The 13,460-nt window shown below is 65.4% G+C and carries 14 protein-coding genes; 8 read left to right on the top strand and 6 right to left on the bottom strand.

The annotated features are described in order from the left end of the window. Nucleotides 1–622, top strand: a 622-nt coding sequence (locus AABE10_RS09960; RefSeq protein WP_342933068.1) for an MFS transporter, incomplete at its 5' end; no start/stop codon positions are given. A 76-nt stretch (nt 623–698) separates the two neighbouring features. Here AABE10_RS09960 and AABE10_RS09955 read toward each other — a convergent pair. The 6 genes from AABE10_RS09955 to AABE10_RS09930 all read right to left on the bottom strand — a co-directional run bounded on the left by AABE10_RS09955 (nt 699) and on the right by AABE10_RS09930 (nt 5,082). Beyond that, nucleotides 699–1,181, bottom strand: a complete 483-nt coding sequence (locus AABE10_RS09955) for a metallophosphoesterase family protein (protein WP_342933067.1) — start codon at nt 1,179–1,181, stop codon at nt 699–701. A gap of 21 nt (nt 1,182–1,202) precedes the next feature. Beyond that, nucleotides 1,203–1,994 (bottom strand): hypothetical protein, encoded by a 792-nt coding sequence (locus AABE10_RS09950; RefSeq protein ID WP_342933066.1) that lies wholly within the window; start codon nt 1,992–1,994, stop codon nt 1,203–1,205. Between the two features lie 217 nt (nt 1,995–2,211). Then, nucleotides 2,212–2,553, bottom strand: a complete 342-nt coding sequence (locus AABE10_RS09945) for a cupin domain-containing protein (RefSeq protein ID WP_342933065.1) — start codon at nt 2,551–2,553, stop codon at nt 2,212–2,214. A gap of 8 nt (nt 2,554–2,561) precedes the next feature. After that, nucleotides 2,562–3,965: an FAD-containing oxidoreductase gene (locus AABE10_RS09940; protein ID WP_342933064.1), complete on the bottom strand. Its 1,404-nt coding sequence runs from the start codon at nt 3,963–3,965 to the stop codon at nt 2,562–2,564. Between the two features lie 122 nt (nt 3,966–4,087). After that, nucleotides 4,088–4,279, bottom strand: coding sequence for a hypothetical protein (locus AABE10_RS09935; protein WP_087735593.1), 192 nt, complete (start codon nt 4,277–4,279; stop codon nt 4,088–4,090). A 182-nt stretch (nt 4,280–4,461) separates the two neighbouring features. Beyond that, nucleotides 4,462–5,082 (bottom strand): glutathione S-transferase, encoded by a 621-nt coding sequence (locus AABE10_RS09930; protein ID WP_342933063.1) that lies wholly within the window; start codon nt 5,080–5,082, stop codon nt 4,462–4,464. A 1,051-nt stretch (nt 5,083–6,133) separates the two neighbouring features. Here AABE10_RS09930 and AABE10_RS09925 point away from each other — a divergent pair. The 7 genes from AABE10_RS09925 (at nt 6,134) to AABE10_RS09895 (ending at nt 13,447) form a co-directional block, all read left to right on the top strand. After that, nucleotides 6,134–7,207 carry a LacI family DNA-binding transcriptional regulator gene (locus AABE10_RS09925; protein WP_342933062.1) on the top strand — a complete coding sequence of 358 codons (1,074 nt, stop codon included), beginning with the start codon at nt 6,134–6,136 and terminating at the stop codon, nt 7,205–7,207. Nucleotides 7,208–7,280: 73 nt separating this feature from the next. Next, the gene (locus AABE10_RS09920; protein WP_342933061.1) at nt 7,281–8,345 is read left to right on the top strand and encodes an ABC transporter substrate-binding protein; all 1,065 of its coding nucleotides are present in this window, start codon (nt 7,281–7,283) and stop codon (nt 8,343–8,345) included. Next, nucleotides 8,342–9,166, top strand: a complete 825-nt coding sequence (locus tag AABE10_RS09915; RefSeq protein WP_342933060.1) for an ABC transporter permease — start codon at nt 8,342–8,344, stop codon at nt 9,164–9,166. The genes AABE10_RS09920 and AABE10_RS09915 overlap by 4 nt, the downstream gene beginning before the upstream one ends. 30 nt (nt 9,167–9,196) lie before the next feature. Then, on the top strand, nt 9,197–10,123 hold the full coding sequence (locus AABE10_RS09910) for an ABC transporter permease (RefSeq protein WP_342933059.1): 927 nt from the start codon (nt 9,197–9,199) through the stop codon (nt 10,121–10,123). Continuing rightward, nucleotides 10,120–11,172: an ABC transporter ATP-binding protein gene (locus AABE10_RS09905; protein WP_342933058.1), complete on the top strand. Its 1,053-nt coding sequence runs from the start codon at nt 10,120–10,122 to the stop codon at nt 11,170–11,172. Before AABE10_RS09910 ends, AABE10_RS09905 begins: the two co-directional genes overlap by 4 nt. Before the next feature lie 114 nt (nt 11,173–11,286). Beyond that, complete coding sequence (locus tag AABE10_RS09900; RefSeq protein ID WP_342933057.1) at nt 11,287–12,114, top strand: phosphodiesterase; 828 nt, start codon at nt 11,287–11,289, stop codon at nt 12,112–12,114. Nucleotides 12,115–12,232: 118 nt separating this feature from the next. Then, complete coding sequence (locus AABE10_RS09895) at nt 12,233–13,447, top strand: MFS transporter (RefSeq protein ID WP_342933056.1); 1,215 nt, start codon at nt 12,233–12,235, stop codon at nt 13,445–13,447. Nucleotides 13,448–13,460 lie beyond the last annotated feature (13 nt).

Here is a 13,460-nt window from a genome sequence, read left to right as displayed (position 1 = left end):
GTCGTATCTGCCGAGCTATCTGTCGGCGACGCTGCACTTCAACGAATCGCACGGCCTGTTCCTCGTGCTGGCCGTGATGGTACTGATGATGCCGATGACGCTGTATGCGGGCCACCTGTCGGACAAAATCGGCCGCAAGCCGGTGATGCTGCTCGGCTGCGTGGGTCTTTTCCTTCTGTCGATTCCGGCGCTGCTGCTGATCCGTACGGGTGCGGTGTTGCCCGTGTTCGGCGGGCTGCTGATTCTCGGCGCGCTGCTGTCGACGTTCACGGGCGTGATGCCGTCGTCGTTGCCCGCACTCTTTCCGACGAAGATCCGCTATGGCGCGCTTGCGATCGGCTTCAATGTGTCGGTGTCGCTGTTCGGCGGCACGACGCCGCTCGTCGCTGCGTGGCTGGTCGACCGCACCGGCAATCTGATGATGCCCGCGTACTATCTGATGGCTGCATCGCTGATCGGTATCGTGTCGGTGATCGCATTGCGCGAAACGGCTCGCAAGCCGCTGCTCGGCTCGGGTCCGTCCGTCGGCACTCACGCCGAAGCGCATGCCGTGCTGCGTGGCGAGCGCGAAGCCGCGGAGATCGAAGAAGCGTATGCGGCAGCCGCGACGGCGCGTGCGTGACGCTTGACCGCATCGTCCTGTCAGAGCCAGGACAAATGCGCACACGAAACGGGTCAGCTTCGGCTGACCCGTTTTTTTATGCCGTCAGCGTGTGCAGCGTGGCTCCGACGCGCGCGCCATCGATCGTCAATATGCCCGCCGAGATCGGCAACTTGAACCGCCGTGGCCCCGCGCTGCCGGGATTGACGAACAGCACGCCATCGCGTTCGGCGATCAGCGGCTTGTGCGAGTGCCCCGTCACGACGACGCGCACATCGTCGTCGTGCAGATTGCGCGGCACATCGGCGATATCGTGGACGACGAGAATCTTCACCTGCTGCACGACGAGCGTCGCGTGCGTCGGAATCGCCTCAGCCCATTCGCCCATGTCGTTGTTGCCGCGCACGACCGTCAACGGCGCAATCTGCGCGAGCGCATCGAGCACAGCCTGATTGCAGATGTCACCGGCATGAACGATCGCCTCGCATCCGGCGAGATGCGCCAATGCTTCGGGGCGCACGAGATTGTGCGTATCCGAAATCAGGCCGATGCGGGAAGGGTGTGCGGGGCTTTGTGGCATCGCGTGTTCCTGAACCCAGGCTCAATCGAGCGCGGCAAGCGGCGCGTTCGGCTTGCGCGACATCGCGATCAGCCGCTTCGTCGCGCCATGCACGAGTACCGACACGACTGCGCCACAAGCAAACGCGGGCAGCACGCCGAGCGTCGGCAGCATCAGCGCGACGACAGCGAAGAACGCCGCGAACGACGCACGTCCGATCACCATGCCGCGCATCAACAGCGCGACGCAGCCGATGCCGTGCGTGCGTTGCGTCGAGACCGCGAGCACGATGCCGAGCAACGGAAACACCGACAGCATCCCGCTCCACGCGGCGCCCATCGATGCGGAAAGCGTTGTCACGGCGAGCGTCAACAGTGCGCCCGCCACCATGCGCGTGACGAGATCCGCCACGCCAACACGCGCTGAGGGCACCGCACCCGCGACGCGCGGCAACCCTGCCTGCGACACGGCGACCGCAACGCACGCCGCCGCGAGCGACCAAGCGAGCGTCGCCGGCAACCGTACCAGCGATGCAGCGACGACGGCCCACGCAAGCAATCCGGCGCCAAGCGCAACAGGCCAACGACACGTGCGGCAGGTCCACGCATACGTGAGATTGAATGCCTCTGACGCGGCAATCGCCGCAATTGACGCCGCCGACGCTTGCGCCGCGAATGCCGCCCCGCGTTCGAGCGCCAGCAGCAACACGATTGGGCCCGCGACCACGGGCAGTCCCGCCAGCCAACCCGCAACCGATGGTCCCCACGCGCGCGCCGCCATCGTCAATGCGGCGAGAAAGCCGGGCACGAGTGCGAGCTTGAGCGCGAGCAGCATCGGTTGTTCGTTCCTGTATGCGGTAATCGGCGCGACCGACGGGCGCAAGCCACCGTGCCGCGCACGATATATGGAGCGCCGTCGATACCCACGGCGCGATGAAAGCGGGCACGGCACCCGCCGGATCAAACGGTGCGCGCACAAACGACGCACCGCAGCCGCCGATTATCCGCGATGAAGCGCCTGCGTGTCGACGATCGTCAAACGCGCCGAAGCCTCAGCGCTCGTGATAAATCGCGAGCCAAACGGTCTGCTCCCCGGCATGCGTCCACGCGACGCGATGCCGGCAATGCGGCTCGATCAGCACGTAATCGCCGGGACGCATGTCGTGCAGCGTCGCGTCTTCTTCGAATTCGAGCACGGCCGCGCCCGACAGCAGCACGACCCATTCGGCGCGCGAGTCGTCGTACCAGAAACCTTCGGGGCTCACGTGCCCCATCGACACGATCCGCTCCACGTTCAGCCGCTGCCCCGTCACGAGCACGTCGACCCGCTCTTCGCCGCCGCGCCTGATCTCACGATTGTCGACGCTGAACAGATTGCCCGTTCGAAGCTGCATGGCCGACCTCACTTCAAAGGCGCGAGACCGTCGAGCAGCGTCGGGATCAGCTCGCTGATCGTCGGATGGATGTGCATCGCGAATTGCAGCGTCGTGTACGGCGCGCGCGCCGTCATGATGTCGATGAACGTATGGATCGCCTCGTCGCCGTCGACGCCGAGGATCGTCGCGCCGAGTATCTGCTTCGACTGCCTGTCGACAAGCACTTTCATGAAGCCCTGCGTCTCGCCTTTCTCGCGCGCGCGGCCGACGCGCGTCATCGGCATCGTCGCGACCAGCGCGTCGCGGCCCTCCTTGCGCACCTCGCTCTCCGACATGCCGACGCGCGCAAGCGGCGGATCGACGAACACGGCATACGCCATGATCCGGTCGTCGACGCTGCGCTTGCCGCCATCAAAGAGATTCGCCGACACGATCTGGTAGTCGTCATAGGAAGTGTGCGTGAACGCGCCGCGCCCGTTGACGTCGCCGATTGCCCAGATGCCCGGCACGCCGGTGCGCAATTGGCCGTCGACGGGAAGCGTGCCGTGCCGGTCAACGGTGACGCCTGCGGCATCGAGGCCGAGGTCGTCGGTGTTCGGGCGGCGGCCCGTCGCGAAGAGCAGATGCGACGCTTCGAGCGGCGCGGCATCGGCGCCGAAGAAGATGCGCACGCCGTCGCCGTCCGCGTGCAGCGGCTCGACGCGCGACGGCTCGCCGCCGAAACGGAATTCCACGCCTTCACGCGCGAGCACGTCCTGCACGTTGCGCGCGAAATCCTCGTCCTCGCGCGTCAGCACGCGATTGCCGCGCACGATCACCGTCACGCGACTGCCGAAACGACGGAACACCTGCGCGAATTCGAGCGCGATATAGCTGCCGCCGACGATCGCCAGATGCGCAGGCAACGTGGTCAGTTCGAGCAGCGTCGAGTTCGTGTGATAGCGGATGCGCTCGATGCCGTCGATCTGCGGAATGACGGCGCGCGTGCCCGTATTGATGAAGATGTCGTCGGCCTGCAAGTCGGCGATCGGGTTGCCGCTGGAGGGATCGGTGATCGCGAGCGCATGCGGGCCGGTGAAGCGCGCATGCCCTTTGAAAACGGTGACGTTCTTCGTATTGCGCAACCAGTGTTCGACGCCGTCGCGCGACTGTCCGATGATCGCGTCCTTGCGCGCCTTCACCTGCGCGAGATCGACGGTGACTTCGCCGCCTACGCGCACGCCATAGTCAGCTGCATGACGCGCGACATGGGCGGCACGGGCGCTCGCCACATATGCCTTCGTCGGCGTGCAGCCGACGTTCACGCAAGTGCCGCCGAATTTTTCGCGCTCGATCACGGCCGTCTTGCGACCGCTTTTGGCAAGCCGCACAGCGAGCGGCGAGCCGCCCTGTCCCGTGCCGATCACAACGGCGTCGAAGTGCTGTGGCATGGCGAGTCTCCCGAAACGCGTATCGAGTCGGTCATCTTACGCCTGCCTCGCGTCATTCGAAGTGCGTGGCCGCGAATCCCTTTGAAAGTCAGCCAGAAAGAGTTGCCCGTGAGCGCGGCGACTCACGCGTCGCAGTGATGAAGCGAACAAAGGAGTTCGCGCGAGCGTTGCAACGCGGCGCGCGCGCCTTGCGTCGCGACGACGAAGCCGGCCTGGCTCAGGTTGAAATCCACCTGCACCATGATCTGGATGAGCGACACCATCGGCAGCACCACTGCCGGGTGATAAAGCTGTCGTTCGATGATCGCTCTCATGGCCTTCTCCATCGCATGACGCCGTGTGTTTTTCGCGGCGCTGTTCTGCATACCTGTTTCGATGGATGGATTGTAGAGAGCCGATAGTTAGAGATAAATGAGCCAAACGCGAAGATAGTTGTCGCCGGATTAGAACAATCCGGGAACGCCCGGCAAAGCGTTGTCGGGCCGCGCGCGAACGGTCATTCGAGCGGCGCTGCGACAAACTGCGGCAGCGCTTCCGCCCGCGCGGAAAACGCGGATAGCGCCGGATAGCGCTCCGGATCGACGAGGCCCGGCAACATGTACTGCTGGAACCGCCACACGACGGCCAACGTGATGTCCGGCTGCATCAGCCGATCGCCGAACAGCCAGCCGTTCGCGCTGTGGCCCTCGATTGCCTTCTCGAGATGATCGTAGGCGGCGAAAAGCTGTTTCTGCACGCGCTCGATCCACGGCTGATGCTGCCGCTCGGCGGGCCGCAGATTCACTTCGTAGACGTTTTGCATCGTCTTCTCGCAAGCGGCGAGCGCGAAGCCGATCACGCGTAGCGCCTGCGCGCGCGCGGCGGTTTCGGCGGGCATCAGGCGTTTTTCCGGCGGGCTCAGATGATCCAGATAGTCGAGGATCAGCGACGAATCGATCAGCATCGTGCCGTCGTCGGCGATGACGGTCGGCGCCTTGACCACGGGATTGACCTTCGCAAACTCGTCGAAGTGCCGGAACACCGACACGCTGCGGTGCTCGAACGGCAGGCCGAGCACGGCGAGCGAAATGGCGACGCGTCGGACGTACGGTGAATCCATCATGCCGATCAGTAGCATTCTGCTTTTTCCGTGGTTGTTGAGGCGCAGCGCCATACTGTAGATCAACGGTCCGCGTCTGGCCATGCCTGTTCGCCACGGGCGCGAGGCTTGACGGGACGCGCCGCACGCGGGCCGCCGCGCGGTTCACAGCGGTTCGTAGAGCTTTCCCCGCACCATCAGCGTCCCGCACGCACGGCAAATCCATCGGACTTCGTCTGTGCGGGTGCGCCACAGGAACCGGTAGTGACATTTGTGCATGTCGCCATCCTCCATCCGCTATCGCGAGTTGTTGCCTCCGATGTTGCCTGCTGATCGCATCGTCGCGATTGTAGGGATCGAGGCTTATCAGGGGCTTAAGGGTTGGGCGAAGGGGTGGTTTGAAGGCGCGACGCGTAGGTCGAATGTAAGGACGGAAGCGTGCTTTGGAAAGATGCGAGCGCGTCGGAAAAACGTCGCGAAAATGCGTGGTGCCGGGGACCGGACTCGAACCGGCAAGCTGTTAAGCGGCGGATTTTCGTCACACTACGTCTTTCGACGCCGTCTGCCTCGACCATGATCGACGACGGTCGAAAACGATCAAGAATGATCGAAAACGACCCGATCGTTCGGCAGCCACGTTCGTGCGCTGGACTATGCCTTCGCCATCGCGATGCGCGTATTGCACGCCATCGCCTTAGGCGCCCCCCGTCTAGTCTCTACACCTTCCGGCGCCTTCCGTCCCGCTGTCGGCAGGATGAAAAACCGGCTTGGCTCGGCGTTGCCTCGAACGCGCATCGCGCGCGTCAGGGGTTTCGCCGAATTTGAAGGGTTCTGCACCGGCCGTTTCCGGCTGGGCACTCAATGCTTTAAGTCCGCTATGTTTACCAATTTCATCACCCCGGCAGGGCGGACGCGATTCTACCATCGCGCCTCACCCTGACCAAACGGGCGCATACCCGAGTCCTCCGCGCGCCGCGCGCATTCATCGACCCGTCACAAACGTTCCCGATAATCCGCCGACGAAAACGTTTACAACAGCGCCCGCTGCTCGACGCGGATTGCGCCACAAGCCACCAAGGGGAACCCGACGATGACGCCCACGATCAAGGATGTCGCCGCCCACGCGGGCTTTTCGATCGCGACCGTTTCGCGCGCGATCAACGCGCCGCACACGGTCAACCCTGTCACGCTCGAAAAAGTGCGTCAGTCGATCGACGCCCTCAACTTCCGTCCGAGCCCGCTCGGCCGTCAGTTGCGCGGCGAGCGCTCGCGCCTGATCGGCGTCGTGCTGCCGACGCTCGCCAACCCCGTTTTCGCGGAATGCCTGCAAGGCATCGATGAACTTGCGTCCGCGCAAGGCTACCGGCTGATGCTGATGACGACGCAGTACGACGCCGACCGCGAGCGCCATGCCATCGAGACGCTGCGCGAACAGCGCGTCGAAGGCCTGATCCTGACGGTCGCGGACGCCGACACGCATCCCCTCCTCGACGATCTCGACCGCGACGGCATGCTGTACGTGCTGATGCACAACGATACGGTGCGCCGCCCGTCCGTGTCCGTCGACAACCGGCTTGCCGCCTATGACGGCGTGCGCATGCTGATCGCGCACGGCCATCGCCGCATCCTGATGCTCGCGGGCACGCTCGCCGCATCGGACCGCGCGCGCCTGCGCCATCTCGGCTACGCGCAGGCGATGCAGCAGGCGGGCCTCACGCCCGCGCCCGCGCTCGAAATCGATTTCAACGCGGACGAGCTCGCGCCCTCCGTGCTCAATCATCTGACGACGGGCCCGAATCGCCCGACCGCCCTCTTCTGCTCGAACGATCTGCTCGCGATGGTCGTGATGCGAGGCCTGCGCCGCGCGCGCTTCGAGATGCCCGGCGACATGTCGATTCTCGGCTTCGACGGTCTCGCGATGGGCGAGCTGCTGTCACCGCCGCTTGCGAGCGTCTGCGCGCCGAATCGAGAGATCGGTTGCGCCGCGTGGCGCCGGCTGATCGCGCGCCTCGACGGCACTCAGCCCGCAGGCTTCGACGACGCGTTGCGCTCGCCGTCGCTGTCGCTGACCTTGCCGCACACGCTGCGCGAAGGCGCGACGATCGCCGCGATCTCCGACCTGGCGGGCGCATCCCCGGATCGCCACGCACGCTCGTTCGCGTGACGCCCGATACCAGCACCACCACGGGCACCATCGCTTTCAGAACAATTTCCTTTCCATCTCCGGGAGACCTGCCGTGAACCGCCGTTCCTCCATCGGTACCGCAGCGTTGCGCGTTGCGCGCGCCGCACTGGCTGCATCGTCGTTCGTGTTGACATCGTCGTTCGTGCTGACGCTGGCCGCGCCATCCGTCGCGCAGGCCGACGAAACCGCGATCTGCTACAACTGCCCGCCCGAATGGGCCGACTGGGCGAGCCAGATCAATGCGATCCAGCAGAAGACGGGCATCCACGTGCCGTTCGACAACAAGAACTCCGGCCAGGCGATCGCGCAGCTGATGGCCGAGCAGAAGAGCCCCGTGGCCGACGTCGTGTATCTGGGCGTGTCGTCGGCGTTCCAGGCGAAGAACAAGGGCGTGATCGCGCCGTACAAGCCCGCGCACTGGAACGACATCCCCGCGAATCTGAAGGACCCGCAAGGCTACTGGTTCGCGATCCACTCGGGCACGCTCGGCTTCTTCGTCAACAAGGACGCGCTCGAAGGCAAGCCCGTGCCGCGCTCGTGGGCCGACCTGCTCAAGCCCGAGTACAAGGGAATGATCGGCTACCTCGATCCGTCGAGCGCGTTCGTCGGCTATGCGGGCGCCGTGGCCGTCAATCAGGCGCTCGGCGGCAGCTTCGACAACTTCAAGCCGGGCCTCGACTGGTTCGCGAAGCTGAAGGCCAACCAGCCGATCGTGCCGAAGCAGACCGCCTATGCGCGCGTACTGTCGGGTGAAATCCCCATCCTGCTCGACTATGACTTCGACGCGTATCGCGCGAAGTACAAGGATCACGCGAACGTCGAGTTCGTGATTCCGAAGGAAGGCACGATCGAAGTCCCGTATGTGATGAGCCTCGTGAAGGGCGCGCCGCACGATGCGAACGGCAAGAAGGTGCTCGATTTCGTGCTGTCGGACGAAGGCCAGAAGCTGTGGGCGAACGCCTATCTGCGCCCCGTTCGCGCGAACGCGATGAGCGCCGATGCCGCCGCGAAGTTCCTGCCTGCAAGCGACTATGCGCGCGCGCGTGCCGTCGACTTCGCGAAGATGGCCGAGAAGCAGCAGGCGTTCGGCGAGCAGTATCTGCAGGTGATGCATTGAACGACATCACGTTCCCGCTGCACTGGCGCATCGCGTTGATCGCGCCGGCGCTCGCGGTGTTCATCGCGTTCTGGCTGCTGCCGATGACGGCGCTCGTGCAAGTGAGCGCCGATGGTCATCTGCTGAAAACGTACGCCGCGATGCTCGCGAACGCGCGCTACATGAAGAGCCTGTTCGCAACCGTCGTCCTGTCGGCAGCCGTGACGGCGACGACGCTCGCGCTCTCCGTGATCTCGGGCCTGCTGCTCGCGCGCCGCGAGTTTCCAGCCAAGCGCGTGTTGCTCGCGCTGCTGACGTTTCCGCTCGCGTTCCCAGGCGTCGTCGTCGGCTTCATGGTGATCATGCTGGCGGGCCGCCAGGGTTTGATCGGCGCGCTGTCGCTCAAGCTCACGGGCGACAAGTGGGTGTTCGCGTATTCGATGACGGGGCTCTTTCTCGGCTATCTGTACTTCTCGATTCCGCGCGTGATCGTGACGGTGATGGCGTCGGCGACGAAGCTCGATGCGTCGCTCGAAGAGGCGGCCCGCTCGCTGGGCGCCTCGCCGTGGCGGATCATGCGCGACATCGTGCTGCCCGCGCTGTCGCCGGGGCTGATCGCGGCGGGCGCCGCGTGCTTCGCGACCGCGATGGGCGCGTTCGGCACCGCCTTCACGCTCGCCACCGACATCGACGTGCTGCCGATGACGATCTACACCGAGTTCACGCTGAACGCGAACATGGTGACGGCGGCCGGCCTCTCCATCGTGCTCGGCATCGTCACGTGGGTCGTGCTGTATGCGGCGCGCAGCGTCAGCGGCTCGGCCGTTGCGGCGACGGCCTGATTTTCTTTCATGTCCGATGAAGGCACTCGCATGAATACCGTTGCCAACGCCACCGATACGCCGCCCGCGAGCCGCCCGCGCGCGTTCGCCCTGCCCTCGCTGCGCGCGTGGCTCGCGGCGGGCCAATGGCTCGTCACGTTGCTGTTGTGCGCGTTCCTGATCGTGCCCGTCGTGATGTCGATACTCGCGGGGCTCACGGTCAACTACTTTCAGGGCATCGCGAGCGGCCTCACGTTGCGCTGGCTCGGCGAGGTGTGGACGCAGTATCACGCGTCCGTTTTTCTATCGCTCGAAGTCGCGCTCGCGACGCTCGTCATCACGCTGTTGACAGGCGTGCCCGCAGGCTATGCGCTCGCGCGCAGCGAGACGCGCCTCTCGCGCATCATCGAAGAATTTCTCGTACTGCCGATCGCATTGCCCGGACTGGCGTCCGCGCTGGCGCTACTCGTCGTGTACGGCGGATTCACAATGTTTCGCATGAGCGTCGCGTTCATCGTCGTCGGGCATGTGGTGTTCACGCTGCCGTTCATGGTGCGCGCCGTCGCGGCCGTGTGCGCGAGCTCGGGATTGCGCACGCTCGAAGAAGGCGCCGCGAGTCTCGGCGCGGGCTTCTTCCAGCGCTTCGTGACGATCGTGCTGCCGAACGTACGGCCCGGCATCGTCGCGGGCGCGCTCGCCGTCGTCACGCTGTCGATCGGCGAATTCAACCTGACGTGGATGCTGCACACGCCCGAAACGAAAACGCTGCCCGTCGGGCTCGCCGACACCTATGCGTCGCTGCGCATCGAGATCGGCAGCGCGTACACCATTCTCTTTTTCATCATGACGATGCCGCTGCTCGTCGCGATGCAATGGCTCGGCGTCGATGCGACGGGCCAGCGCAGCATCAGGCAGAAGACGAAGCAGAAAAACGCGCGCATCGCCGATACGCAAGCGGGCGCACTGGACCAGCCATGAAACTCGACTCGATTCCCATCACGCTAACGCGCTGCGCGAAGACGTTTCGCGGCACGCGCGTGCTCGAACCGCTCGATCTCTCCATCGGCGCGGGCGAAACGCTGGTGCTGCTCGGACCGTCCGGCTGTGGCAAGACGACGACGCTGCGCATGATCGCCGGGCTCGAACAGCCGGATGCAGGAGGCCGCGTCGCGTTCGGCGACGAAGACGTGACCGCGCTGCCCATCGAGAAGCGTCAGGTCGGCATGGTGTTCCAGAGCTATGCGCTGTTTCCGAATTTGACCGTGCGCGGCAATATCGGCTACGGCCTGAAGATCAAGCGCGTGAACGCGGACGTGGCACGCCAGCGCGTCGACGAACTGCTCGCGATGATGCGTCTCGCCGATCACGCGGACAAACCGATCGATCAGCTATCGGGCGGCCAGCGTCAGCGCGTTGCGCTGGCACGCGCGCTCGCGCCGCAGCCGCGCGTGCTGCTGCTCGACGAACCGCTGACGGCACTCGACGCAAGGCTGCGCGACACGCTGCGCAGCGAGATGAATGCGCTGCTGCGCGAGCTTCGCATCACGACGGTGTACGTGACGCACGATCAGGCGGAAGCGATGGAACTGGGCGACCGCATCGTCGTGATGAGCGCGGGACGCATCGAGCAGATCGGCACGCCGCGCGACATCTACTACCGTCCCGCGAACCGCAACGTCGCGCAGTTCGTCGGCACGATCAACCGCGTGTCGGGCGAAGCGCGCGACGGCATGCTCGCGACGACGGGCGGCATGATCCCGCTGCCGCCGATGCACGCGATGAACATCGCCAGCCACGGTGATGAAGTTTTCTTCCGCCCCGAAGACGCGTGGCTCGCCGATCCGCAGAGCGCGCAGTTGCGCGGCACCGTCGATGCTTCCGCGTTTCTCGGCGAACGCACGCGGTTGACGATCCGGGATGCGGCGCCCGATGCGTTGATCGTCGATGTGCCGGGGCGCGTTGAGTTGGCGCGCGGTACGCGCGTCGGTATTTCTGTCGCGCAGGATGCGCTGATTGCGTTATTGTGAGTTTTTGTTTTGGTTTGCTTGTGTTTTCGTTGGCATCCGCGTTGCGCCTCGCGGCGCGCGCGCAAAGGCAAAAAAGCAAACAGCGTCGCAGACACCAACAGAAAAGGATTCTCCATGCTTCTAGCCCAGATCAGCGATCTGCACATCAAACACCCCGGCGCTCTCGCCTATCGGCGCGTCGATACGGCCGCCCACCTCGCGCGCTGCATCGAGCGCCTGAACGCGCTCGATCCGCGTCCCGACGCCATCGTGATGACGGGCGATCTCGTCGATCAGGGCGAACCTGAACAGTACACGCATCTGAAGTCGCTGCTTGCGACGCTCGAAATCCCGTATTACCTGCTGGTCGGCAATCACGACGACCGACAGGCGCTGCGCGATGCGTTCAACGAGCGCGAAGAATTGCAGACGGGCGGCGAGTTCGTGCAGTACGCCGTCGATATCGGTCCGCTGCGCCTGATCGCGCTGGATTCGATGGTACCGGGCCAAAGCGCGGGGCTGCTTTGCGATGCGCGCCTCGGGTGGCTCGAAGTACAGCTCGACGCCGCCCGTGGCAAGCCCGTGATCGTCGCGCTGCATCATCCGCCGTTCGTGACGGGCATCGGTCATATGGATGCGCTGCGGCTCGAGCCGACGTCGGCCGACAGGCTCGCGGCCATCGTCGCGCGTCATCCGAACGTCGAGCGCGTGATCTGCGGACACGTGCATCGTCCGATGTTCGTGCGCTTCGGCGGCACGATCGCTTCGGCCGTGCCCGCGCCCGCGCACCAGGTGGCGCTCGATCTGCGCGACGACGCACCGTCCGCGTTCATGATGGAACCGCCAGCGTTCGCGCTGCATCGCTATGACAGCGTCGACGGACTGATCACGCATCATGCGTATGTCGATGCAGCGGTTGGGCCCTACCCGTTCTATGAGCCGGAGGGGACGTTGATCGATTGAGGGCGCGCGTGTTGCGAAAGGGTCGAGGGCGGAACGCCCCCAGCAAATTCCGCTCCGCTCCGGTATGATCGGCACGCTCGACTTTCTCTCGCGCCGGCGGCTTGCCGGCCGCCGCAACATGTCCACATCTTCCTCCGACACGGTCACGTCGCAACGCTCGCTGCACGGCCTTCTGCTGCTGCTCGCGACGATCGCGGGCGTCTCAGTCGCCAACATCTACTACAACCAGCCGCTGCTCGACGACTTCCGCAAGTCGTTTCCACAGAGCGCAGCGTGGATCGGCGTGGTGCCGTCGATGACGCAGCTCGGCTACGCCGCGGGCATGCTGCTGCTCGCGCCGCTCGGCGACCGCTTCGATCGGCGCAGACTGATCCTGCTGCAGATCGCGGGCCTGTGCGTCGCATTGCTGTTCGCGGCGGCCGCGCCGAATCTCGTCGTGCTCGTGTTCGCGAGCCTCGCGATCGGCGTGCTCGCGACGATCGCGCAGCAAGCGGTGCCGTTTTCCGCCGAACTCGCGCCGCCCTCGGGCCGCGGCCAGGCCGTCGGCACGGTGATGAGCGGCCTGCTGCTCGGCATTCTGCTCGCGCGCACTGCCGCCGGTTTCGTCGGCCAGTACTTCGGCTGGCGCGCGGTATTCGGCGCCTCGATCATCGCGCTGATCGCGCTCGCCGCCGTCATCATTTCGAAGCTGCCGCACAGCAAGCCGACGTCGACGCTCGCCTACGGCAAGCTGATCGGCTCGATGTGGCATCTCGTCGTCGAACTGCGCGGACTGCGCGAGGCGTCGCTGACGGGCGCGGCGCTCTTCGCCGCATTCAGCCTGTTCTGGTCGACGCTCGCGCTGCTGCTGGCGGGCGCGCCGTTTCACTACGGGCCGCAAGCGGCGGGGCTGTTCGGGATCGTCGGCGCGGCGGGCGCGATGGCCGCGCCGCTCGCCGGCAAGTTCGCCGACCGGCGCGGACCGCGCGCGATCGTTTCGCTGTCGATCGTGCTCGCAGCGATCTCGTTCGTCGCGTTCGCGCTGTCAAGCACGAGCGTCATCGGCCTCGTGATCGGCGTGATCGTGCTCGACGTCGGCGTGCAGGCCGCGCAGATCTCGAACCAGTCGCGCATCTATGCGCTCAAGCCCGAAGCGCGCAGCCGCGTCAACACGGTGTTCATGGTCTGCTACTTCATCGGCGGCGCGGCGGGGTCGGCGGTCGGCGCGTTCGTGTGGCCGCTGTTCGGATGGGTCGGCGTGAGCATCGCCGGTTTGCTGTTCACGGCTGCGGCCGGCTTCAATCACATGCGCGGCCGCCCAGAGCCGATAGCGGCTTCCGGCACAGCCGAGTGAGCCCTGCCGTCGC

This window comes from Paraburkholderia diazotrophica, assembly GCF_038900755.1.
GTDB classification, from domain to species: Bacteria; Pseudomonadota; Gammaproteobacteria; order Burkholderiales; family Burkholderiaceae; genus Paraburkholderia; species Paraburkholderia diazotrophica_A.
Note: the sequence above shows the minus strand (reverse complement) of the source record. Positions and strands in the feature narration are given on the sequence as shown.

Excerpts from the sequence above, each read along its gene's own strand:
- AABE10_RS09950 (WP_342933066.1), bottom strand. The coding sequence starts at position 1,994 with ATGCTGCTCGCGCTCAAGCTCGCACTCGTGCCCGGCTTTCTCGCCGCA.
- AABE10_RS09930 (WP_342933063.1), bottom strand. The coding sequence starts at position 5,082 with ATGCTACTGATCGGCATGATGGATTCACCGTACGTCCGACGCGTCGCC.
- AABE10_RS09940 (WP_342933064.1), bottom strand. The coding sequence starts at position 3,965 with ATGCCACAGCACTTCGACGCCGTTGTGATCGGCACGGGACAGGGCGGC.
- AABE10_RS09955 (WP_342933067.1), bottom strand. The coding sequence starts at position 1,181 with ATGCCACAAAGCCCCGCACACCCTTCCCGCATCGGCCTGATTTCGGAT.
- AABE10_RS09945 (WP_342933065.1), bottom strand. The coding sequence starts at position 2,553 with ATGCAGCTTCGAACGGGCAATCTGTTCAGCGTCGACAATCGTGAGATC.
- AABE10_RS09900 (WP_342933057.1), top strand. The coding sequence starts at position 11,287 with ATGCTTCTAGCCCAGATCAGCGATCTGCACATCAAACACCCCGGCGCT.
- AABE10_RS09905 (WP_342933058.1), top strand. The coding sequence starts at position 10,120 with ATGAAACTCGACTCGATTCCCATCACGCTAACGCGCTGCGCGAAGACG.
- AABE10_RS09895 (WP_342933056.1), top strand. The coding sequence starts at position 12,233 with ATGTCCACATCTTCCTCCGACACGGTCACGTCGCAACGCTCGCTGCAC.
- AABE10_RS09935 (WP_087735593.1), bottom strand. The coding sequence starts at position 4,279 with ATGAGAGCGATCATCGAACGACAGCTTTATCACCCGGCAGTGGTGCTG.
- AABE10_RS09925 (WP_342933062.1), top strand. The coding sequence starts at position 6,134 with ATGACGCCCACGATCAAGGATGTCGCCGCCCACGCGGGCTTTTCGATC.
- AABE10_RS09910 (WP_342933059.1), top strand. The coding sequence starts at position 9,197 with ATGAATACCGTTGCCAACGCCACCGATACGCCGCCCGCGAGCCGCCCG.